Source organism: Agrobacterium sp. SORGH_AS 787 (assembly GCF_030819035.1).
In the GTDB taxonomy this organism is placed as follows: Bacteria; Pseudomonadota; Alphaproteobacteria; order Rhizobiales; family Rhizobiaceae; genus Agrobacterium; species Agrobacterium larrymoorei_B.
The window spans coordinates 363,299-383,182 of the sequence record NZ_JAUTBG010000002.1 but is presented as its reverse complement, the minus strand read 5'-3'; the positions used below and the strand labels follow the sequence as shown (position 1 = coordinate 383,182).

At 59.5% G+C, this 19,884-nt stretch carries 24 protein-coding genes; 11 read left to right on the top strand and 13 right to left on the bottom strand.

What is annotated here, in order from left to right:
* Positions 1-294 precede the first annotated feature (294 nt).
* Together pyk and QE435_RS11375 are read right to left on the bottom strand one after the other, a co-directional pair.
* The gene (gene pyk / locus QE435_RS11380) at positions 295-1,734 is read right to left on the bottom strand and encodes a pyruvate kinase (protein ID WP_306934201.1); all 1,440 of its coding nucleotides are present in this window, start codon (positions 1,732-1,734) and stop codon (positions 295-297) included.
* Positions 1,734-2,216, bottom strand: coding sequence for a DUF1036 domain-containing protein (locus QE435_RS11375; protein ID WP_306934199.1), 483 nt, complete (start codon positions 2,214-2,216; stop codon positions 1,734-1,736). The genes pyk and QE435_RS11375 overlap by 1 nt, the downstream gene beginning before the upstream one ends.
* 194 nt (positions 2,217-2,410) lie before the next feature.
* Here QE435_RS11375 and QE435_RS11370 point away from each other — a divergent pair, with 194 nt between their 5' ends.
* From QE435_RS11370 to QE435_RS11360, 3 genes are all read left to right on the top strand, one after another.
* The gene (locus QE435_RS11370) at positions 2,411-3,199 is read left to right on the top strand and encodes an N-formylglutamate amidohydrolase (protein ID WP_349041427.1); all 789 of its coding nucleotides are present in this window, start codon (positions 2,411-2,413) and stop codon (positions 3,197-3,199) included.
* Between the two features lie 14 nt (positions 3,200-3,213).
* On the top strand, positions 3,214-3,519 hold the full coding sequence (locus tag QE435_RS11365) for a DUF1244 domain-containing protein (protein WP_306934195.1): 306 nt from the start codon (positions 3,214-3,216) through the stop codon (positions 3,517-3,519).
* Positions 3,520-3,669: 150 nt separating this feature from the next.
* Positions 3,670-3,924: a DUF2312 domain-containing protein gene (locus QE435_RS11360; protein WP_062427909.1), complete on the top strand. Its 255-nt coding sequence runs from the start codon at positions 3,670-3,672 to the stop codon at positions 3,922-3,924.
* Positions 3,925-4,277: 353 nt separating this feature from the next.
* Here the strand turns inward: QE435_RS11360 and QE435_RS11355 are convergent, their stop codons facing one another.
* The 5 genes from QE435_RS11355 to QE435_RS11335 form a co-directional block, all read right to left on the bottom strand.
* A complete protein-coding gene (locus QE435_RS11355) occupies positions 4,278-4,883 on the bottom strand; it encodes a hypothetical protein (RefSeq protein ID WP_349041426.1) in 606 nt (201 codons plus the stop codon).
* 100 nt (positions 4,884-4,983) lie between these two features.
* Positions 4,984-5,109, bottom strand: coding sequence for a type B 50S ribosomal protein L36 (ykgO, locus tag QE435_RS11350; protein ID WP_003497670.1), 126 nt, complete (start codon positions 5,107-5,109; stop codon positions 4,984-4,986).
* Between the two features lie 122 nt (positions 5,110-5,231).
* Positions 5,232-6,323: a 5-(carboxyamino)imidazole ribonucleotide synthase gene (locus QE435_RS11345; protein WP_349041425.1), complete on the bottom strand. Its 1,092-nt coding sequence runs from the start codon at positions 6,321-6,323 to the stop codon at positions 5,232-5,234.
* Complete coding sequence (gene purE / locus QE435_RS11340; protein ID WP_062439755.1) at positions 6,320-6,820, bottom strand: 5-(carboxyamino)imidazole ribonucleotide mutase; 501 nt, start codon at positions 6,818-6,820, stop codon at positions 6,320-6,322. The genes QE435_RS11345 and purE overlap by 4 nt, the downstream gene beginning before the upstream one ends.
* Before the next feature lie 42 nt (positions 6,821-6,862).
* Positions 6,863-7,066 carry a DUF465 domain-containing protein gene (locus QE435_RS11335; RefSeq protein ID WP_306934186.1) on the bottom strand — a complete coding sequence of 68 codons (204 nt, stop codon included), beginning with the start codon at positions 7,064-7,066 and terminating at the stop codon, positions 6,863-6,865.
* Positions 7,067-7,301: 235 nt separating this feature from the next.
* Here QE435_RS11335 and QE435_RS11330 point away from each other — a divergent pair, with 235 nt between their 5' ends.
* Positions 7,302-7,478, top strand: a complete 177-nt coding sequence (locus tag QE435_RS11330; protein WP_082447303.1) for a DUF465 domain-containing protein — start codon at positions 7,302-7,304, stop codon at positions 7,476-7,478.
* Between the two features lie 143 nt (positions 7,479-7,621).
* Here QE435_RS11330 and QE435_RS11325 read toward each other — a convergent pair whose 3' ends face one another.
* The gene (locus QE435_RS11325; RefSeq protein WP_309771660.1) at positions 7,622-8,386 is read right to left on the bottom strand and encodes a sulfite exporter TauE/SafE family protein; all 765 of its coding nucleotides are present in this window, start codon (positions 8,384-8,386) and stop codon (positions 7,622-7,624) included.
* Positions 8,387-8,566: 180 nt separating this feature from the next.
* Here QE435_RS11325 and QE435_RS11320 point away from each other — a divergent pair, with 180 nt between their 5' ends.
* The 5 genes from QE435_RS11320 to QE435_RS11300 all read left to right on the top strand — a co-directional run bounded on the left by QE435_RS11320 (position 8,567) and on the right by QE435_RS11300 (position 13,819).
* Entirely contained in the window at positions 8,567-9,220 is a 654-nt protein-coding gene (locus QE435_RS11320; protein ID WP_306934183.1) for a thiamine phosphate synthase, read from the top strand.
* A gap of 8 nt (positions 9,221-9,228) precedes the next feature.
* Positions 9,229-10,464 carry a tetratricopeptide repeat protein gene (locus QE435_RS11315; RefSeq protein ID WP_349041424.1) on the top strand — a complete coding sequence of 412 codons (1,236 nt, stop codon included), beginning with the start codon at positions 9,229-9,231 and terminating at the stop codon, positions 10,462-10,464.
* Positions 10,465-10,676: 212 nt separating this feature from the next.
* Positions 10,677-11,477 carry an inositol monophosphatase family protein gene (locus QE435_RS11310; RefSeq protein WP_296016524.1) on the top strand — a complete coding sequence of 267 codons (801 nt, stop codon included), beginning with the start codon at positions 10,677-10,679 and terminating at the stop codon, positions 11,475-11,477.
* 282 nt (positions 11,478-11,759) lie between these two features.
* Positions 11,760-12,785: a flagellar motor protein MotA gene (locus QE435_RS11305; RefSeq protein ID WP_349041423.1), complete on the top strand. Its 1,026-nt coding sequence runs from the start codon at positions 11,760-11,762 to the stop codon at positions 12,783-12,785.
* A gap of 2 nt (positions 12,786-12,787) precedes the next feature.
* Positions 12,788-13,819 (top strand): peptidoglycan -binding protein, encoded by a 1,032-nt coding sequence (locus QE435_RS11300; RefSeq protein ID WP_306934176.1) that lies wholly within the window; start codon positions 12,788-12,790, stop codon positions 13,817-13,819.
* 49 nt (positions 13,820-13,868) lie between these two features.
* Here QE435_RS11300 and QE435_RS11295 read toward each other — a convergent pair whose 3' ends face one another.
* Positions 13,869-15,659 (bottom strand): ABC transporter transmembrane domain-containing protein, encoded by a 1,791-nt coding sequence (locus QE435_RS11295; RefSeq protein ID WP_349041422.1) that lies wholly within the window; start codon positions 15,657-15,659, stop codon positions 13,869-13,871.
* A 239-nt stretch (positions 15,660-15,898) separates the two neighbouring features.
* Between QE435_RS11295 and rpmE the strand changes: the two genes are divergently transcribed.
* Complete coding sequence (gene rpmE / locus QE435_RS11290) at positions 15,899-16,120, top strand: 50S ribosomal protein L31 (protein ID WP_062427919.1); 222 nt, start codon at positions 15,899-15,901, stop codon at positions 16,118-16,120.
* A 242-nt stretch (positions 16,121-16,362) separates the two neighbouring features.
* On the opposite strand, the gene QE435_RS11285 is transcribed toward rpmE, so the two are convergent.
* The 3 genes from QE435_RS11285 to QE435_RS11275 all read right to left on the bottom strand — a co-directional run bounded on the left by QE435_RS11285 (position 16,363) and on the right by QE435_RS11275 (position 18,706).
* A complete protein-coding gene (locus QE435_RS11285; RefSeq protein WP_306934171.1) occupies positions 16,363-16,875 on the bottom strand; it encodes a DUF1465 family protein in 513 nt (170 codons plus the stop codon).
* A gap of 353 nt (positions 16,876-17,228) precedes the next feature.
* The gene (locus tag QE435_RS11280; RefSeq protein ID WP_349041421.1) at positions 17,229-17,426 is read right to left on the bottom strand and encodes a DUF1192 domain-containing protein; all 198 of its coding nucleotides are present in this window, start codon (positions 17,424-17,426) and stop codon (positions 17,229-17,231) included.
* On the bottom strand, positions 17,423-18,706 hold the full coding sequence (locus QE435_RS11275; protein WP_306934167.1) for an MFS transporter: 1,284 nt from the start codon (positions 18,704-18,706) through the stop codon (positions 17,423-17,425). Before QE435_RS11275 ends, QE435_RS11280 begins: the two co-directional genes overlap by 4 nt.
* A gap of 249 nt (positions 18,707-18,955) precedes the next feature.
* On the opposite strand from QE435_RS11275, the gene QE435_RS11270 reads away from it, so the two are divergent.
* On the top strand, positions 18,956-19,111 hold the full coding sequence (locus QE435_RS11270) for a hypothetical protein (RefSeq protein WP_165457088.1): 156 nt from the start codon (positions 18,956-18,958) through the stop codon (positions 19,109-19,111).
* Between the two features lie 142 nt (positions 19,112-19,253).
* On the opposite strand, the gene QE435_RS11265 is transcribed toward QE435_RS11270, so the two are convergent.
* Positions 19,254-19,733: a 2TM domain-containing protein gene (locus QE435_RS11265; protein WP_349041420.1), complete on the bottom strand. Its 480-nt coding sequence runs from the start codon at positions 19,731-19,733 to the stop codon at positions 19,254-19,256.
* Positions 19,734-19,884 lie beyond the last annotated feature (151 nt).

Below are 19,884 nucleotides of genomic sequence, written 5' to 3'. Positions count from 1 at the left end.
GTGATGAGCAGAAGGGCTGGATTGCCGGGAAGCGGCACCAGCCCCACATCTTCAATGCGGCGTGTCGTCTAGAGCATTTCCAGCAGAAGCGTGATCGATTCTCCGACCACAGTAGACGTTTTCACTTGTATCGATGAGGCGGCTGGTCTTCGGTGCGGGGTCTTAAGCATGAAGCCCGGAGAGAGGTTTTCACCAAAAGCACTCTGAGTGGATTGGGTCGCATCACCGCGGATCAAGCGCGAGTGATGAAGCAAAAGAGGGCGGAGCTTTGCTCTCGCCCTCTCGCGATTGCGATCAAACGCCGCTCTGGCCGTCCTGGCCGATATAGGCGATGCGGACCATGTTGGTGGCGCCGGGCGTGCCGAGGGGGACGCCAGCGGAGATGATGATGCGGTCGCCGGGCTTGCCGAAGCCTTCGGCCACGACGATGCGACATGCGCGGTTGACCATGTCGTCCAGGTCGCTCGCATCGCTCGTGACCACGCAGTGCAGGCCCCAGACCACGGACAGACGGCGGGCTGTCTGGATGATCGGAGACAGGGCAATGATCGGAACCTGCGGACGTTCACGGGCGGCACGAAGACCGGTGGTGCCGGACGAGGTGTAGGTGACGATCGCGGCAAGGCGCAGCGTCTCGGCAATCTGGCGGGCAGCGAGTGAGATGGCGTCGGCGCCGGTCGCTTCCGGCTGGGCGCGCTGCGCGTAGATGATGTTGGAGTAGTGCGGATCCTGTTCCACGGTGCTGGCAATGGAGGCCATGGTGGAGACGGCTTCGACCGGATAGTCGCCGGAGGCGGATTCGGCAGACAGCATGATCGCGTCCGCACCTTCGAAGACGGCGGTTGCGACGTCGGAGACTTCGGCGCGTGTGGGAACAGGCGCGGAAATCATCGATTCCAGCATCTGCGTTGCAACGACGACCGGCTTGCCGGCGCGACGGCAGGCGCGGGTCAGCTGCTTCTGGATGCCGGGAACGGCTTCGAGTGGCATTTCTACGCCAAGGTCGCCACGGGCCACCATCAGGGCGTCGGAGAGTTCGATGATCTCTTCGATGCGTTCAAGCGCCTGCGGCTTTTCGATCTTCGACATCAGGCCGACGCGGTTACCGGCAATCTTGCGGACTTCCGCCAGGTCTTCCGGACGCTGAACGAAGGAAAGGGCGACCCAGTCGACTTCTTCAGTCGCGAGAACGGCGGCCAGGTCGGAGCGGTCCTTGTCGGTCAAAACGCCAACGCCGAGCAGCGTGTCCGGCAGGCTGATGCCCTTGCGGTCGGAAATCTTGGTGCCCGAAACGACGGTGGTGACGATGCTCTTGCCGTCGCACTTCTCGGCGCGCAGATGCAGCTTGCCGTCGTCGATCAGCAGGCGATCGCCCGGCTTGACGGATTCGAGGATTTCCGGATGGGGCAGGAACACGCGGTTCTTGTCGCCGGGGGCTTCGTTGTTGTCGAGCGTAAAGGTCTGGCCAGCGACGAGATCGACCTTGGTATCGGCAAACTTGCCGACGCGCAGCTTCGGTCCCTGCAAGTCCGCCAGAATGCCGATCGGGCGGCCGTTACGGCTTTCGACGGCGCGGATGCGCTGGATCAGCGTGCGCATCACGTCATGGCTGGCATGGCTCATATTGATGCGGAAGAGATCGGCACCGGCCTGATGAAGCTTCTCGATCATCGCCTCTTCTGCCGAAGCGGGGCCAAGAGTTGCAAGGATTTTGACTTTGCGGTTACGCTTCATCAGTTCTGACTTTCCTGTGTTCCTGGCGTGTCCGAAAGCTGGACCATCCAGCTTCCCTGCCTTCCAGTATCGTATTCTTTGAAGCCCATGCGCTGGAAGCTGCGGGCATAGCAATCATCGACGCCGGTGATCTTGAACTCGTTTTCGGCCACGCACATGTTGACGTCGCCTGTCCAACGGCCGCCACGAGCGGCGTCCTCGGCATAGAGATAATAATAGCGCGATTGCAGCTCACCCTCGATCAGCGTGGCGCAGGTGGAGGCGGGCACCTGCCACCAGCCTTCGCTGACCCAGCCTTCCTTTGCGCGATAGCCGATGGCAACGCCCACAAGGTTCTGCGTGCTGTTGCAGACGCGGAAATCCGCCCATGCCGGCTGCGCTACGAAAAGGGGAGAGGAGAGGACGGCGGCTGCGGTAAGAGTGCGGATCGCGTGCCGATGTTTCTCGAGGAGAGCGGAGAATGTGTATGTCACGGCGTCCATCCGGATTCCATGGTTATAGTGAAAACACTTCTAGGCGCGGAGGCCCAAGAATGTCAACGCGAGTTTAATCGATTATATTGTCAGGTCGGGTCTCTGCTGCGGTGCTGTCGATGGCCGTCTATCCGTGCAAACTTGCGCGTGGCGTCAAGCCATGCCATCAAGCGTCTCTCCCTTAGCTGCCCCAGAAATCAATTATGCCAGACTTTCAGCCATACGAAATCATAGAAGGCGATTATGACAAAGGCATGGTTTTGCTTGCAGACCACGCCATGAACCTTCTTCCACAAGCTTACGGTAATCTCGGTCTACCGCAAGCCGCTTTCGAGCGCCATATCGCTTATGACATTGGTGTGGAAGGCTTGACGAGAAGGCTTGCGAGCCGCCTCGGCGTGCCTGCCGTGCTCGGGCGTTTTTCGCGTCTGCTGATCGATCCCAATCGCGGCGAGGACGATCCGACGCTGATCATGAAGATTTCCGATGGCGCGATCGTGCCCGGCAACCACCCGATTACGGACGAGGAGTGGCAGAGGCGTCTTGAGACCTATCACCGGCCCTATCACAATGCCGTGGATGCTGTGCTAACCAAAGCCGCGGAGACGTCTGGCAAGGCGCCATTGGTGTTTTCGCTGCATTCCTACACGCCCTTCTGGAAGTCCGTTCCGCGTCCTTGGCACGCGGCGGTTCTGTGGGACACGGACCACCGTGCCGTTCACCCGCTGATTGAGCATCTCATGGCGAGCGGCGATATTCTGGTGGGAGATAACGAGCCCTATGATGGCGCGCTGAAGGGCGACACCATGTATCGCCACTGCATGGTGAAGGGCATCCCGCATGCGCTCCTCGAAGTGCGCCAGGACCTGATCGGCGACGAGGCCGGCATTGCCGCCTGGACGGAGCGCCTCGCTCCCATTTTTGCCGCAATGAATGACGATCCCAACCTCCACGGCTATCAGCAGTTCGCCTCGCGAACTGGTCCTTATTGAAAGGCGACATCGATATGAGCGAGCTTGACGAGAAGCAGAGAACCGAGTTCGAGGCCGCCGCCTTCCGCCGGCTGGTCAACCATCTGCGCAATCGCCCGGAGGTGCAGAATATCGACCTGATGAACCTTGCAGGCTTCTGCCGCAACTGCCTGTCCAACTGGTACCAGGATGCGGCAAAGGATGCCGGTGCCGATCTCAGCAAGGACGAGGCACGCGAGATCATCTACGGCATGCCCTACGAGGACTGGAAGCGCCTGCACCAGAGCGAAGCGAGCGATGGCCAGAAAGCCGCCTTCGAAGAAAACCGCCCGAAGGAATAGCTGCCTCCCACCCGATTAGGCTTGACGTGAGGCCTTTCCACGGGCAGTTCACCAGCCGGGAATTTTGGCTGCCTTTGATGAGCAGCAGGCGAAGATTTCGCCTTACGGAAAACGGGCTCGAAACGAGCCGAACTATTGAAGGACCATGGAATGGACGAAACAGCCACAACCGAAACCGTCGCCGCCGCCGAACTTCGCCAGTTCATCGAGCGCGTCGAACGCCTCGAAGAAGAGAAGGCGGCAATCCAGGGTGACATCAAGGATGTCATGGGTGAAGCCAAGGGTCGCGGATACGACACCAAGGCGATCCGCACCATCATCCGCCTGCGCAAGAAGGATGCGAACGAGCGCATCGAGGAAGAGACGATCCTGCAGACTTACATGGCTGCGCTCGGCATGGAATGAGCCTCTGGCTCGCTCGATGAGTGATCTGTTAAATCGCCGCTTCTGCGGCGATTTTGCTTTTGGAAGGCGCATGGATTGCTGCGGCGCCAACCTCTCCGTCGTCATGCTCGGGCTTGACCCGAGCATTCATCGCCCTTGCATCCACTTCGACGGGTTTGGATCCTCGGGTGAAGCCCAAGGATGACGGCAGAGCGTAGAGACGCCGCTGCGAGTATAGGGCCTATGTTAGCATTCGCACCCAAGCACTTATGCGTGTCTTGAAGGTGTCGGGCCGCTTCCAGCAACACCGTCACCACTGATGTGACAGTACGGAATGGGTCTCAACGACGGCCGATCTCGCAGGGCAAAAGGGATCAGCTCCGCGTCCCAGCCAGCTTCTCTGAAAGCTCGCTCATTTCCTTCTGCGCTTCCTTGTCCGCGGGATAGAGCGTCAGGTAGCGCTCCCACACCTTCATCGCGGTCTCATTGCGCTCGGAGCTTTCGAGAATATTGGCAAGGCCCGCAAGGGCGGGGAAGAAGCGGGGTTCTTTTTCGAGCGTGCTGTTGAGGTCGGCCATGGCCTTGCGGGGATCGCCATCGGCCAGATGCACCATGGCGCGGCGGTACCAGGCACCGGCGTAGTCGGGGTCGAGGAAGATGGCCTGGTCGAGGAAGTCATAGGCTGCGGCGCTGCGCTTTTCTTCGCTGGCTTCTTCGGCCCATTTCATCAGGAGATTGATGGTAGGGCTACCGGAATCGCTCCACTGGCCGACGATTTCGGTGGCAATGATGCGGGCCTTCTTGGCATCGCGCTCCTTCTTCAGATTGTTGAAGAGATCGCCCACCGGGTCCTTGGCGGAAGGTTGCGGGGGCTGCTGTGTTGCCGCTACGGGCTCTGCCGCATGGGCGATAAGGGCCGTGGCCGGGGCAAGCGGGCTGAGCGAGGCGAGGAGGAGGGCACAAAAAGGAAATTGGCGCATGCGGATCACGATAATCCGTATGCGCCAATTAGGAAATCGAATTCTGTCGGCTATCAACAAAGTGATCCGCTTTTTCAGACGGAACACTTGAGAAACGCAATCAGCCCTGACGAGCCTTGAAGCGTGGGTTCTGCTTGTTGATGATGTAGACGCGGCCCTTGCGGCGAACCAGACGGTTGTCGCGGTGACGAGCCTTAAGCGCTTTGAGCGAGTTCTTGATCTTCATTTTTCTGGTCCGCAGTTTGGCGGGCTTTCGCACGCATAATCTAAACAATCAAAAGCGCGCAACGGGGCGCGCCTTTTTCGGTTGGCAGGCAGATACCCTTTCGGCACCCACCTGTCAACACGCTACGCAAGCTTTTGCGGGGAAAAGCCCGGCTTTCCAGCGTTGGTGAGTTGCGTCACATGGCCCATCTTTCGGCCCGGACGGGCCTCTGTCTTGCCGTAAAGATGCACGAGGCAGTCTTTTTGTCGGAGCCAGTCCGGCACGCTGTCGATGTCGTCACCAATCAGATTGGTCATCACGCAATCGGAGTGACGCGCCGTGCTGCCGGGCGCCAGGCCCGCGACTGCGCGGATATGCTGCTCGAACTGCGAGACGACACAGGCCGCTTCCGTCCAGTGGCCGGTATTGTGGACGCGGGGCGCCATTTCATTGGCCACCAGCGAGCCGTCCGGCAGCACGAAGAACTCGATGCCGACGACGCCGACATAGTTCAGCGCGGCCAGCAGCTTCTCAGCCGATTCCACCGCGACGGCTCTCGCAGCGTCAGAGAGAGCGGCGGGAATGGTCGAGGTGTGGAGAATGCCGTTCAGGTGAACATTTTCGGCCGGATCGTAGCAGGTAACGGTGCCATCCTGAAAACGTGCGGCGATGATGGAAATCTCCCGCTCGAAGGGCACGAAGCTTTCCAGAATCAGGGGCACCTTGCCAAGCGCATCGAAAGCGCCCGTCAGATCCTCGCCACCCTTGAAGACGCGCTGCCCCTTGCCATCATAGCCCATGCGGCGGGTCTTGAGCACACCCTTGCCGCCGAATGCGGCGAGTGCTTCTTCCAGGCCCGCCTGATCGTCCACGGCGCGGAAATCGGCGGTCGGGATGCCGCAGCCATTGAGGAAACGCTTTTCCGTCAAGCGGTCCTGCGAGGCGCTCAGCGCCTCAGCCGGGGGATAGACCGGCACGGAAGCGGCCAGCGTTTCGGCGGCGACGACGGGCACGTTTTCGAATTCATAGGTCACGACATCGCAGAGGCTTGCGAGTTCGGCCAGAGCCGTCTCGTCATCGTAAGCCGCGACGATCTGGCGGTTGCAGACCTGGGCTGCGGGACAATCGGCCTGCGGTTCCAGCACCACGGTGCGGAAGTTGAGGCGGGCGGCTGCCATGGCCAGCATGCGGCCAAGCTGGCCGCCGCCGATGATACCGATAGTGGAGGATTTCATTGCGGCGCGTCCATGGGGTATTCGGCAACGATGGCCGTCTGGCGGGCGCGGTAATTATCCAGCCGGTCGGCCAGATCCTCATCGGAAAGCGCCAGCACGGCTGCGGCAAGAAGGGCGGCATTGATGGCGCCTGCCTTGCCGATGGCAAGCGTGCCGACCGGAATGCCCGCCGGCATCTGAACGATGGAATAGAGGCTGTCCTGGCCGGACATGGTTTTCGACTGAACCGGAACGCCGAAGACGGGGAGAGGGGTGAGCGCTGCCGTCATGCCCGGAAGATGGGCCGCACCGCCTGCACCGGCAATGATGACCTTGAAGCCTTCGTCCTTCGCATTTGTGGCGAAATCGAACATGCGCTCCGGCGTGCGGTGGGCGGAAACGATGCGCGCCTCATATTCGATATCGAGCGCATCCAGCGTATCGGCGGCGTTTTTCATGGTTTCCCAGTCCGACTGGCTTCCCATGATGATGGCGACGGGCGGAGTTTCGGTGGTCAAGCGGCCTCTCCTTGTCCAGAGGTTGTCACGGTCCAGAGGTTGTCAGGCAATGATATCCGGGATGATCTGATCTTCGATCTGGGTCATCTTGTCCTTGATGGCCAGCTTCTTCTTCTTCATCCGTTGAATTCTGAGCGCTTCGCAATTGGTCTGGATCATCGCGTTGATGGCCGCGTCGTAATCCTCGTGCTCCTGCCTCAGCCTTGCCAGCGTAAGCCGGACGTCCGCCTGTTCCTGGTCGGCCATCTCGTCATCCCCATTCTAATGAACCGGACCGCCATCCGGCATGTTTGTTATCGGTCTTGGTGCCTGTACCATCAAATGGCGGTAACGGGAAGTTTTCCTTAAGGCCATTTTTGCCGCACTATTGCCTCTATTTCGCCTTCGACAAACCTCGCTTTCCATGTCACATTGGTGTCGTAAACCTGAAACTCCAGCGATGGAGAGCTGGAGGTAGGTTCAACAAGGAAGGACGTGCCGCATGACCATTCAGGCTCATATTGCATCGCTCGAAAAGAAACACGGTGCTCTGGAGGAAGAGCTCGAGAGTATTCTTGCTTCCCCATCTTCCGATGACCGGGAGATTGCCAATATCAAACGCAGGAAGCTGCGCCTTAAGGACGAGTTGCAGAGACTGAAAGCGACCACGAAACATTGATTTTCAACGACTATTGAGACCGCAGGGCGAGACATCGCCTGAGAAGCGGTAAAAGTTCAGGGCCCTGGTTGCAAAGCGCGATCAGGGCCTTTTCATTGGGTCTGTGGAAGGGTGCGAAAAGGGTGCTTGTCAGCGGTTTGCCGTTACACCGGCAGGCCATCCCAGAGCAGTTTCAGCGCCGCAAGAAAGGCCATGCCGTACATCAGAGGATAGAAGACGGCGGGCTTCATGTACTTCACCACCTTGGCACCGGCAAATGTGGCAATCATCGCCACCGGCAGCAGTGTGGCGGAGGTTGTAAGGTTGGTGGAATCGAGCGCGCCCAACGCAAAATAGGGAATGAGCTTGATCGCATTCATAATGGCGAAGAAGCGCACGCTCATGCCCGTATAGGTCTTCGGGTCGAGTTTCAGCGGCAGCACATAGATCTGGAAGGGCGGGCCGCCCGCATGTGCCACAAAGCTTGCATAGCCCGAAAGTGACGACCAGAGGGTTGCGGCGGCCGGTCTTTGCGGTTTTGGCGCAATCTCCTGTCCACGGCGCGTGCGGAAGCTCTCATAGAAGTAGCGCAGCACGAAAATGATGGTGACGGTTGCGACGACAAGGCGCATGGCGTCAGGAGAAATCAGCGTCGATGTGGCCCAGCCGAGCGCGATGCCGGCAATGGCGCCCGGCAGCATCAAAAGCAGCGTTTCCCGGTGGTTGTGATGGCGCCATGCCCACAGCGCCACGAGATCCATGACGATCAGGATGGGGAGGAAGATGGCTGCGGCCTGCACCGGCGGCACGGCGAGCGCCATCAGCGGCACACCCATCAGGGCCAAGGCGCCCCCAAGCCCGCCTTTGGACAGGCCGACCAGAATGACTGCGGGAATGGCAACGAGAAAGAAATGGAGATCGAGCGACATGATCAGGACTTGATATGAGCGTGTGAGACGGCCGTTGGAACAGGCCGCGAAGGAAAAGGACGACAAAGAGTCCAGCTATGGACTGTTGATCCTTCGTGCAGTCCGGTTTATCGGAAACAGTATATGAAAACGAGTGCAGATTGGCGATGAAGCGTTCTTTCTGCGGGAAATGGAAAAATCATGGGTTCTCCTGAAGATCGCTGCCGTCTGGTTCTGATCGTGCCGCAAGCTGAAGATGCTAGCCTGCAAGCCAAGACGCTGGAGGATGCGCTAAGGGGCGGTGATGTCGCCTCCGTCATCATTCCCCAATATGCGCTCGATGATGACAGCTTCCAGAAACGTGCGGAGGTGCTGGTGCCGATCGTGCAGGCGGCAGGTGCCGCAGCACTCGTTGCTGGCGACAGCCGTGTTGCAGGCCGGGTCAAGGCTGACGGTCTGCACGTTGTCGGCGGCTTGGAGCCCTTGGCGGAAGCGGTGGAGAAATTCACGCCAAAGCTGATCGTCGGCGGCGGCAATGCCGATGACCGGCACAAGGCGCTGGAGCAGGGTGAAGCCAGCCCAGACTATATCTTCTTCGGCAAGCTGGAAGGCGATATCAAACCGGAGCCGCACCCGAAGAACGTCGCACTCGGCGAGTGGTGGGCCTCGATGATCGAAATTCCGGCCATTGTCATGGGTGGCTCGGATGTCGCCTCGGTGGTTCCCGTTGCCGAAAGCGGCGTGGAATTCGTCGCACTGCGTCAGGCCGTCTTTGCCCATGCGGGCGGCGCGGCTCAGGCCGTTGCCGAAGCCAATGCATTGCTTGACGAAAAAGCGCCACGGTTTGACGGTTGATACGGGCGATGATCCTTCGCTTTCTCCGCCTCTCCCCATCGGCCTCGCTTCTGGCCTTCGCTTCCGCCCTGATTGCGGCGCCCGCCTTGGCGCAAGGCCAGGCGCCAGCCGCTGGCCATCAGCCCGCGCCGCAGCAGGCTGAGCCGCAGGGGAACTCCGACCTTCTGCCGGGCCTTCAGCCGCAGGCGCAAGGTGCAGACGGCGCGGATGAGGAAGACACCGATTTCGGACCGGCGGTGAAACAGGGTCCTGACGTTCTGTCGCGACCGACCGATCAGGATGCCGATCCGCTGCGAAAAGGTCGGGTGACCGGCGGGGATCAGAAGGATTTGCAGCCTTCGGAGGGCGTGACCGTCTATCAGCGCATGGGGGCCGAGCTTCCGCCGCTGCCGAAGGAAAAGGAATTCAAGGGCAAGATCGACGAGGCCTACGGCCATTATCAGCGCGGCGAGTATGTCCAGGCGCTGGACAAGGCTTTGACCCGTGCGCAGGACGGCGATGCGGCGGCGCAGACACTTGTCGCCGAAATGATGAGCCGTGGCCTCGGCATTGCCCGCGACGATAAGACCGCCGCCTTCTGGTACGAGCAGGCCGCCAAGAATGGCGACCCGGTCGCCATGTTCAAATACGCACTGATCCTGATGGAAGGCCGGCTCGTCAAGCACGACAAGACGCTCGCCGACGACTACATGCGCCGCGCGGCAGAAGCAGGCAATCCGGAAGCGGAATTCAATTGGGCGCAGATCCTCGTTTCGCAAACGCCTGGGCCAAAGGGCCTGTTGGCGGCGCTGCCCTTCTATGAGAGATCGGCGGAAAAAGGGATTGCGGATGCCCAATATGCCGTGTCGCAGATCTATTTGAACGTGCCGGAGGTACCGAAGGAAAAGAAGGCCAAGGCGCGGGAATGGCTGACGCGGGCGGCGAAGGCGGGCTTCGATACCGCGCAGGTCGATCTCGGCATCTGGCTGGTCAATGGCACAGGCGGCGATCGCGATCTGGAAGAAGGCTTTCGCTGGCTGAACGGTGCGGCCCAGCGCGGCAATGTCGTGGCGCAGAACAAGGTCGCACATCTTTACATCCAGGCGCTGGGAACGCGGCCCGATCCGATCGAGGCGGCAAAGTGGTATGTGCTGTCGCGCCGCGCTGGCTTGAAGGACCCGGCACTGGAAGACTTCTATCTCGGCATCGAGGACGCCCAGCAGAAGCAAGCCATCGATGCGGCCAACAAATATCGGCCCAACTGACGGCAAAACCACTCCACACTTTTGCCCGACCGTGCGTCTTACGATCGCATGTCGTTATCGCAAAACCGCTGCACACTTTTGCGCGACTATGCTTTAGCCTTGAATTTCAGTGCGTTTTGTGGTCTTGAACCCGCAAACCTAAAATAGAAACCAATATGCCTGCCTGCCCGTGTCCTACGCGGCTGGTTCAGCCACCTTCCAGGAATGTTTTCATGGCCCGTTCAGCCCTTCTCAATGTCATGGTTCAGGCCGCCTTGAAGGCGGGAAAGTCTTTGGCGCGTGACTTCGGTGAAGTGCAGAACCTGCAGGTTTCGGTCAAGGGACCGAGCGACTTCGTGTCCCAGGCCGATCTGAAGGCCGAAAAGATCGTTCGAGACGAGTTGATGAAGGCCCGTCCGACCTATGGCTTCCTGGGTGAAGAGGGCGGCGAGGAAATCGGCACCGATGGCGCGCATCGCTGGATCGTCGATCCGCTGGACGGCACCACCAACTTCCTGCACGGCATTCCGCAATTTGCCGTTTCCATCGGCCTGGAGCGCAGTGGCGAAATCGTCGCTGGCGTCATCTTCAACCCGGCAACGGACGAACTCTACACCGCAGAGCGTGGCGGCGGCGCGTTTCTCAATGATCGCCGCATCCGCGTTGCGGCCCGCAAGCAGCTTTCCGACAGCGTCGTGTGCTGCGGCGTTCCGCATCTTGGCCGCGGCAACCACGGCAAGTTCCTCGTCGAGCTTCGCCATGTGATGGGCGAAACCGCAGGCGTGCGCCGCATGGGGGCTGCCGCTCTCGATCTCGCCTATGTCGCAGCCGGCCGCTTCGACGGCTTCTGGGAAGCGGAACTGTCCCCTTGGGATATTGCCGCAGGCATCGTGCTGATCCGGGAAGCCGGCGGCTTCGTCTCCGATATGGGCGGCGCCAACAGCATGTTTGAAAGCCGCAGCGTGGTTGCAGGTAACGAATATATCCAGAAGGCACTGCTGGAAGTGGTCAACCGTCCCGTTCCCGGCCGCTAACGCATCCCGGCACACGCGGTTTTGTCTTGGGGCCTACCGCGAGGTCCCCACGGCGTCGGGGTTCATCGATGGTCGGATCAAGTCCGACCATGACGCCCTAGAGGTTTTAAGCCTCTGTCGCCGGGTTCTGGCTTTTGCCTCCTTCGGCCCCTCGAAAAAGCTTTGTTCTCAAAAGGCTTTTCACTTCAATTCGTCGTAATTTTACTCTAGCTTCCGCTCCGAACCATGCTGATGTCCCAGTCTTGAGGGCAAGGTCATGGCAGCATTAGAGGAACGGGCCCTATGGCGGATACGGAACTGCTCGATGTCGGCGTCGAGAAACCGCTGACGAAAGAATATCACCACAAGCTATCCAGCCCGACGCCGTTCTTATGGACGATGATGATCTTTCTCATCATCGTCGCCTTCCTTGCCGCCATTCTGTTTCGGCAGGCGCAATCGGCCTTCATGACCAATCCGGGGCTGAATGGCTTCATTCTCGGCGTTCTCGCCATCGGTATCGTTCTGGTGTTTACGCAGATCTTGAGCCTGCGCCCGGAAGTGCGATGGTTCAATAATTTCCAGGCCGCCGGTAGCGTCGACAAGGCCGGACGCCCACCGAAGCTGTTGGCGCCCATGCGCGCATTGATCGGCAAGCGCGGCGAGGTGCGGGTCTCGACTGTCACGCAACGTTCGATTCTCGACTCCATTGCTACGCGTCTGGATGAATCGCGCGATACGTCACGCTATCTCATCGGCCTCCTGGTCTTTCTCGGCCTGCTCGGCACCTTCTGGGGTCTGATCGGCACGATCGGCGCCATCAGCGACGTTATCCAGGGCCTCGATCCGACATCGGGCGATAGCAGCGATATTCTTTCGTCGCTGAAATCCGGCCTGACCGCGCCGCTGTCGGGCATGGGAACGGCGTTCTCGTCCTCGCTGCTCGGTCTTTCCGGCTCACTGATCCTCGGCTTCCTCGATCTCCAGGCAGGGCGTGCGCAGAACCGCTTCTACACCCAGCTGGAAAACTGGCTGTCGTCCGTCACCGATCCCGGCGTCGATCTGTCCGTTGACGGCAAGCCTGTTGCGGCCGCCGGTGCCGTTGGCACGGAGCGCTCGCTTGCCGCCATGCATAATCTGGCGGAAGGCATTCAGGGGCTGGTGAAGAATATGCGCGGCGAGCAGCAGATGCTGCGTGACTGGATCGAAGCGCAACAGGAGGAGTCCAAGGCGTTGCGCCGTACACTCGATCGGCTGACCGCTCGCATCGATGCCGATCAGAAAGCGGCTGCCAAGCGTTCCGTGCCCCACGATAACGGGAGCGAGTAGCCATGGCGCTTGCGCGCAACCGTCGTCGCGACAGAGGCGTCGATTATTGGCCGGGCTTCGTCGATGCGCTGTCGACGCTGCTTATGGCGATCATGTTTCTGCTCACGGTCTTCGTGCTGGCGCAGTTCGTGCTGTCGCGGGAGATTTCCGGCAAGGATGAGGTCATGACACGCCTCAACAACCAGATCGCCGAGCTCACCGAATTGCTGGCGCTGGAAAAGGGCAGCAAGCAGGATATCGAAGATACGCTCGCCAATCTGCAATCGACCCTTGCGCAATCTGAAAACGAACGCTCGCGCCTGCAGGCACTGCTCGATTCCGGTGCGGGCAACAGTTCCGCCGCCAATGCGCGTGTCGGCCAGTTGACCAGTGAGCTTGATGATGCGCGCGAGGCCGGTGCCAGAGCCTCGACGCAGATCGAATTGCTGAATCAGCAGATCGCGGCACTCAGAGCCCAGATCGCTTCCGTCGAGGCGGCACTGCAGGCCTCGGAAGCCAAGGACGCATCGTCGCAGGTCAAGATCGCCGATCTCGGTCGCCGTCTGAACGTGGCGCTGGCGCAGCGTGTGCAGGAGTTGAACCGCTATCGCTCCGACTTCTTCGGACGTTTGCGCGAAATTCTCTCGGATCGCGAAAATATCCGCATTGTCGGCGACCGCTTCGTCTTCCAGTCGGAAGTTCTGTTTCCGTCCGGCGGCACGGATCTTAATCCCGAAGGGCAGGTGGAGATGGCCAAGCTTGCCACCGCGCTGATCGATCTTGCCAAGGAAATTCCACCGGAAATCAACTGGGTGCTGCGTGTGGACGGTCACACCGACAATGTGCCGCTGTCCGGCTCAGGCCGTTTCCGCGACAACTGGGAGCTATCGTCGGCTCGCGCCACCTCGGTCGTCAAATTCCTGATCTCCAAGGGAGTGCCCGCCAACCGTCTGGTGGCAGCCGGTTTTGGTGAATATCAGCCACTGGCGGAAGGCGATACCCCGGAAGCGCGCTCGCAAAACCGCCGTATCGAGTTGAAGCTGACGGAGCGCTGATGCGTGTAAGATGGGCGGAGCATTCGCCTCCCTTATCGACCAAACTCGTTTAGGCCGCGTCGTTGGCGTCCGTATTGAATTGCAGTCTCGCAAGCTTGGCATAGAGGCCGCCCTGGCGGATCAGGCTTTGATGCGTGCCTTCCTCGATGATCCGGCCTTCATCCATCACCAGAATACGGTCGGCCTTCAGAACGGTGGCGAGGCGATGGGCAATGACGATGGTGGTGCGCTTGGCGATCAGCTCGTCCAGCGCCTTCTGCACCAGCGTTTCGCTTTCGGCGTCCAGCGCTGAGGTTGCTTCATCCAGGAGCAGGATCGGCGCATCGCGTAGAATTGCGCGGGCAATGGCGATGCGCTGACGCTGGCCACCGGACAGCGTGACGCCTCGCTCGCCGACCACGGTGTCATACCCTTCCGGCAATCTTGCAATAAAGCCGTCAGCCTGCGCGGCCATCGCTGCGGCCTGAACCTGCTCGCGCGTAGCATCGGGTCTACCGAAGGCGATGTTGTCGTGGATGGAGGAGGCGAAGATCGCTACGTCCTGCGGGACGATAGCAAGCCTGGAGCGCAGCTCCTTCAGAGCGACGGAGCGGATATCGGTGCCGTCGATGGTGATACGGCCGGATTGCGGATCGTAAAAGCGCATCAGAAGCGAGAAGACGGTGCTTTTTCCGGCACCCGATGGGCCGACGATCGCCACCGTTTCGCCAGCGGCGACGTGGAAGGAGAGGTCGGAGAGGATCGGTTTTCCTGCACCCTTCGGATAATGGAAGGCCACATGCTCGAAGCTTGCCTCGCCCCGCGGCGGGACGGGAAGCAAAACAGGCGAGGCCGGTTCTTCGACGGGTGACTTTTCCGCCAGCAATTCGGAGAGGCGTTCGGCCGCGCCGCCAGCCTGAGACAACTCGCCCCAGACTTCGGAGAGTTGGCCGAGCGAGCTTGCGGCGATGACCGAGTAGAGAACGAACTGGCTGAGCGTGCCGCCGGAGATCGTGCCGCTCAGCACGCTATGTGCGCCGTACCAGAGGATGGCAACGACGCTGCCGAAGACCAGGCTGATGGCAACGGCGGTCAGAATGGCGCGAGCGCTGATGGCCGCGCGGGCGCCATGATAGGCTTTCTCGACTGCGGCGTCGTAGCGGCTGTTCGCCAGTGTTTCGGCATTGAAGGACTGGATGGTGCGGCTGGCGGAAATCGTTTCCGAGGCGAAGGCGGAAGAGGCGGCAAGCGTGTCCTGCGTGGTTCTGGAGCGGGAGCGCACCGACCGGCCGAAGGCGATCAGCGGAAAGACGATGAAGGGAATGGCGAGAAGCGCAAGGCCCGCAAGGCTTGGGCTGGTATAGACCATCATCGCCACCGCACCCAGACAGAGCAGTGTGTTGCGCAGCGCAACGGAAGCAGACGAGCCGAAGGCGGAGCGGATCTGCACCGTATCGGCGGTCAGCCGCGAGGTCAGTTCACCGGAATGGTTGGTATCGAAGAATGCTTGTGACAACGAGGTCAGATGCGCGAAGACATCGCGGCGCAGATCGGTCACCACACGCTCGCCGATGATCATCACATAATAATAGCGCATGGCGCTGGCGAGCGCGAGAACCACGGCAATGGCCAGCAGCATGGCGAAATAGTTGTTGATCATCGCGCCGTCGGTCGCTTCAAAGCCGTGATCGATGATGCGGCGCACGGCAAGCGGGAGCGCCAGCGTCGTGGCCGACGACAGCACGAGGGCGAAGAGGGCGGCGGCGACAAGGCCACGATAGCGCTTGAGATAGGGGAAGAGGCTCGCCAGAGGTTTCAATGTCCTGCGCTCGGCTGCCTTCTGTCCCTCAATGTCTGCCACGTGCATCACTCCTTCATACCGCGGGGCGTAAAAAGCTCCTTGCGGCGACGCATTTTTCGCGTCTTCATATGTGTCTTACCGTGAGCGGCAGGCACTTGTTATCTGGGCGCCCTTCATGTATAGGCTCCGCATCAAATTGGGAAGCCATGGCCTAAAGGGCTCAGGTTTCATTTATTGAATCGGCTCAGTTGACGCAATTGCGGCAAATGGTCCGCACCCACTTACGCAGGAAGATTGTCATGAAGGCTGAAATCCATCCCGACTATCACATGATCAAAGTTGTCATGACCGATGGTACCGAATACGAAACCCGTTCGACCTGGGGTTCCGAGGGCGCAGTTATGAACCTCGAAATCGATCCCAGATCCCATCCGGCCTGGACTGGTGGCAACCAGCAGCTGATGGACCGCGGCGGTCGCGTTTCCAAGTTCAACAAGCGTTTCGGCGGCCTCGGCCTCTAATTCGTTTGATCATGGACTGCAAAAGAACCTCGGAGCGATCCGGGGTTTTTTGTTGTCTGGATGGCGGAGCGGAGTTCGGCTTCATGTACGAAGGATCGGTGTCCGGCGTACCGTTGATGTGAAGCAGCGTTTGCTTTCCAAGTGCTTTCGGAACGTGCTGGCTTGATGACGCATCATACCCCAGAAACAAAAAAGCAGGCCTGAGCCTGCTTCTTCAAAATCATGCGTAGGGTAAAGCCAGATCAGTTGCTGTTGAAAGCCGTGCGCAGCAGGTTGAGCTGAGCCTGAACGCTGTTCTCGTTGTCGGGAACCTTTGCTTCCGACGGGCGGTAAATTTCGCGGTCGAGAAGGGCAACGCGGTTCTGGAGGCGGAGCGAGCGCTCGACGAGGTCACGGAAGGATTCCGGCAGGTCATTCCAGCCGGGAGCGTTGCGATCAACGTTGAAGTTGTCGAGGCGAACCTTGTTCTTTTCGCTGAGAACCTGATCGCGGGTCATCTCGCCATTGTTGACGGCGCGCTGCAGAAGCAGCCACGAGGCCATCTGCATCAGGCGCGTGGTGAGGCGCATGGATTCTGCGGCATACAGAACCGAGGCCATACGTGGCAGCACCTTCGATGCAGCGCGACCGGAGCCATCGAGGTAGCTTGCCGTTTCTTCCACAAGGCCCATGCCTTCGGCATAGAGAGTCTTGAACTGGTTCGAGGCTGCGGCGCGGCCGGCGAAGCTGATGGTATTCAAAACCTGTTCCGACATTTCTTTAATCCCTGCTTACGCATGATACGGTGAGGCAACGGAGTTAGCGGGTGAATTGTTCCGGCCTTTGTATTTTCAGGATGATACCAATACCGCAAATGCGCAAGCTGATTATTAAAGAAAGGTTAATACCCACAGTTTTACGGGTTTTCCAACAGAATAAAAAAAGAGCCGCAAAAGCGGCTCTCAAGGTAAAACAGGGAGAAAAATCAGACCAATTCGCCGATAGGAGAAACTGCCTGAGGTTCAGCAAAACTGAACATGTATAGTAATCTCTTAGAAAGCTTAATATTTGGTTAATGGTAAATGAAAAACTGTGCCGCGGGGGTAACGTTTGTTCGGCGCTGCCGAGCTCATCTCGTGCGAAACAGGTTTTCAGCCGCCTTGCGGCCCGCCAATTTCTTCTCCCTCTCGCCGTCCAGCCGCTCTATCTCGGCCGTCAGAATATTGATGCGAGCGGTCAGATCATCCACGGAAAGCAGCGTCAGATCGGCACCGATAATGTGGGTGATGTTCTGCTTTTGCGGAAGATCGTCGTCAAAGATACTCATATTCCTGCTCCCTTCTGCAAATCTGCTTCCTCTTCAGGATATTGCGGTGCTCTGGGGTCAAGCGAAGCACTCTCCGGTGTCAAGAGCGGCGCGGGGGCCGTCGGCATGGTGGAGAAGTTGTCCTTCTCCGCAGTGGTGAGTGCAGCGCGCTGCCTTGAGCGGAAGATAGAGTAGGCCGTAATCAGAAGATGCGAAACCGCCGTGACCAGAAACAATGCGTAAGGACCGAAGGATGTCATGATCGGTCCACCCAGCGTTGGGCCGATGATCGTGCCGATGCCGTAAAGCAGGAGCAGGCCGCCTGAGACTTTGACGAAATCTTCCGAGGAGGCGAAGTCGTTGGCATGTGCGACCGCAATCGGGTAGAGCGCATTGGCGGCGGCACCATAAACGCAGATCATTCCGATCAGCACATAGACATGTGTCGGGTGGATGATCGCGATCGCAAGGCCTGCAACGGCGGCGAGCGCCGAGAGGCCTGCCAGCACGAAACGACGGTCGATGCGGTCGGACAGCTTGCCCGCTGGAAACTGGGCGAGTGCGCCGACGAAGATGGTGGAGCTGACCATGATGGCGATGGTGGTGGGGTCAAGACCCGCACGCGCGCCGAAGACGGCAGCCAGCGTGCCATAGGCGCCATTGGCAATACCGACCAGCAGGATGCCGACGAAGGACACGGGTGAATTGCGGTAGAGCGCCGGCAGATCGAGCTTGACCTTCTTTAGCGGCTGCGGGCTTTCCGCCTTGGAAAGCATGGCAGGAAGGATCGCGACGCAATAGATGATGGCGCAGACCATGAAGAGCGATGTGTTGCCAACATGGCCGAAGGGGATGACGAGCTGGCCAGCCACGACGCCGAAAAGGGTGATGGCAATATAGAGCGAGAAGATTGCGCCGCGGCTTTCATTGGTGGCGCGTTCGTTCAGCCAGCTTTCGATGATCATCGATGTTCCGGCGGTGCAGAAGCCGGTCAGCGCGCGCAAGGCCACCCAGGACACGTCATCGATGAAGAGGCCGGTCAGGAGAACGGTAAGGCAGATTACGGCAACGAAGCTGCCAAAGGCGCGGATATGGCCGGCGCGACGCACGATGGCAGGGGCGACGAAACAGCCGATGACGAAGCCCGCCGCCCAGGAGGTGCCGAGAAAACCGAGCACTTCGTTGGAGTAACCTTCTTCCGAACCGCGCACCGGCAGAAGCAAGCCCTGCAGTCCGTTGCCAAGGAAGAGGAAAAGGGTGCTGGTGAGAAGAGCGAATACGGGTAGAATATTTCTGCTCATAAAGTCTCTCTCATGCTGATGCTATTGCCGGTATCATGTGGAAGATGGTGCGAATAAGACGCCGCCATGGTGAGCATAAAAATGTCCACCCTGTGACGATGTAGAATGAGTTTGACATTTGGCTCACGGATGCGGCAAGCCCCTAAATAGACATTTGCAGTTGAACCGGCGGCGGCTGCCAAGGGTTCCCGAAGAAGATGGCAGAAACGGTGGCACACAGCTTGCCCGATTGAGCCAAAAGGTTGCGTGATGACGAAGGCGATCGGCCTTTTGCTACTTCTGGCCATGGGGATACAGCTCATCCGCCCGCTCGGATTTCCGGGTTTCAGACGACGCGCCGATTTCTGGAAGATCGCCGTGGTGGCCTTCGTGCTGTGGACGCTGGTGTTGCTCCTGCGGCCATGAATTTTGGCGCTCCCATCGATGACGGAAGCGCCTACAGCATCGGCCCGAAAATCGGTCTCGATTTTCGGAAAGCACGATGCGTAGCTTCAAAAAGCTAAAGCGTCCTTTGTGCGTTTAACAAAACGCACGGCGCTTTAGACGATCAGAGCTTGCGCCCGAGATAATCCTCGACCTTCTTGCGCTCCCATGTGGCATTGAGGAAGGGCACGAGGTCGAAGGTGGTCATGCCGTTCATCGCTAGGGCGACACCCCAGCCGAGGGCTGGCCATATGGCCCAGAAGTAATGCGGGCTGGTAACGAGGTTGATGACGACCAGCATGGCGATGACCAAGACATATTGCGCGACATGCAGGTAGAACTTCTTGATCTTTCGCACGCGCTCGAACGCGATGGCTTCTTCGGCTTCTCTGGAGTCGACAGCAATGCTTTGCATATCCGTTTCCTTTTCTACGGTCAGTTGCGACACGTCGATCTCGAAGACGGATGCCAGGGTTGCGAGCGTTTCCAGGCTCGCGGATTGACCCCGCTCGATACGCTGAATGGTGCGCACGCTCAGCCCGCTGACGGTTGCCAACTGCTCCTGCGACCAGCCGCGCTGTAGCCTGAGTTTCTGTACCAGCATCATTCTCTCCAAGGTTCGACGCGACCGACATTTCCGCAAACCGCCATCGATCACCACGTCATCCGCCCGACTGTCGGGTTGCTGTCGGGAAGGTGACGGGCTTGTCATGGCGGCATACTGCGCCGGGCGAGTGGGAATTTGAAGAGTGGCG

Coding starts and splice junctions, on each gene's coding strand:
- QE435_RS11310 (WP_296016524.1), top strand. CDS start 10,677: ATGGCCCGTTCAGCCCTTCTCAATGTCATGGTTCAGGCCGCCTTGAAG.
- rpmE (WP_062427919.1), top strand. CDS start 15,899: ATGAAGGCTGAAATCCATCCCGACTATCACATGATCAAAGTTGTCATG.
- QE435_RS11335 (WP_306934186.1), bottom strand. CDS start 7,066: ATGGCCGACCAGGAACAGGCGGACGTCCGGCTTACGCTGGCAAGGCTG.
- QE435_RS11265 (WP_349041420.1), bottom strand. CDS start 19,733: ATGCTGGTACAGAAACTCAGGCTACAGCGCGGCTGGTCGCAGGAGCAG.
- pyk (WP_306934201.1), bottom strand. CDS start 1,734: ATGAAGCGTAACCGCAAAGTCAAAATCCTTGCAACTCTTGGCCCCGCT.
- QE435_RS11375 (WP_306934199.1), bottom strand. CDS start 2,216: ATGGACGCCGTGACATACACATTCTCCGCTCTCCTCGAGAAACATCGG.
- QE435_RS11320 (WP_306934183.1), top strand. CDS start 8,567: ATGGGTTCTCCTGAAGATCGCTGCCGTCTGGTTCTGATCGTGCCGCAA.
- QE435_RS11280 (WP_349041421.1), bottom strand. CDS start 17,426: ATGAGTATCTTTGACGACGATCTTCCGCAAAAGCAGAACATCACCCAC.
- QE435_RS11365 (WP_306934195.1), top strand. CDS start 3,214: ATGAGCGAGCTTGACGAGAAGCAGAGAACCGAGTTCGAGGCCGCCGCC.
- QE435_RS11315 (WP_349041424.1), top strand. CDS start 9,229: ATGATCCTTCGCTTTCTCCGCCTCTCCCCATCGGCCTCGCTTCTGGCC.
- QE435_RS11305 (WP_349041423.1), top strand. CDS start 11,760: ATGGCGGATACGGAACTGCTCGATGTCGGCGTCGAGAAACCGCTGACG.
- QE435_RS11300 (WP_306934176.1), top strand. CDS start 12,788: ATGGCGCTTGCGCGCAACCGTCGTCGCGACAGAGGCGTCGATTATTGG.
- QE435_RS11360 (WP_062427909.1), top strand. CDS start 3,670: ATGGACGAAACAGCCACAACCGAAACCGTCGCCGCCGCCGAACTTCGC.
- QE435_RS11285 (WP_306934171.1), bottom strand. CDS start 16,875: ATGTCGGAACAGGTTTTGAATACCATCAGCTTCGCCGGCCGCGCCGCA.
- QE435_RS11325 (WP_309771660.1), bottom strand. CDS start 8,386: ATGTCGCTCGATCTCCATTTCTTTCTCGTTGCCATTCCCGCAGTCATT.
- ykgO (WP_003497670.1), bottom strand. CDS start 5,109: ATGAAGATCAAGAACTCGCTCAAAGCGCTTAAGGCTCGTCACCGCGAC.
- QE435_RS11330 (WP_082447303.1), top strand. CDS start 7,302: ATGACCATTCAGGCTCATATTGCATCGCTCGAAAAGAAACACGGTGCT.
- QE435_RS11275 (WP_306934167.1), bottom strand. CDS start 18,706: ATGAGCAGAAATATTCTACCCGTATTCGCTCTTCTCACCAGCACCCTT.
- QE435_RS11355 (WP_349041426.1), bottom strand. CDS start 4,883: ATGCGCCAATTTCCTTTTTGTGCCCTCCTCCTCGCCTCGCTCAGCCCG.
- QE435_RS11370 (WP_349041427.1), top strand. CDS start 2,411: ATGCCAGACTTTCAGCCATACGAAATCATAGAAGGCGATTATGACAAA.
- QE435_RS11345 (WP_349041425.1), bottom strand. CDS start 6,323: ATGAAATCCTCCACTATCGGTATCATCGGCGGCGGCCAGCTTGGCCGC.
- QE435_RS11270 (WP_165457088.1), top strand. CDS start 18,956: ATGACGAAGGCGATCGGCCTTTTGCTACTTCTGGCCATGGGGATACAG.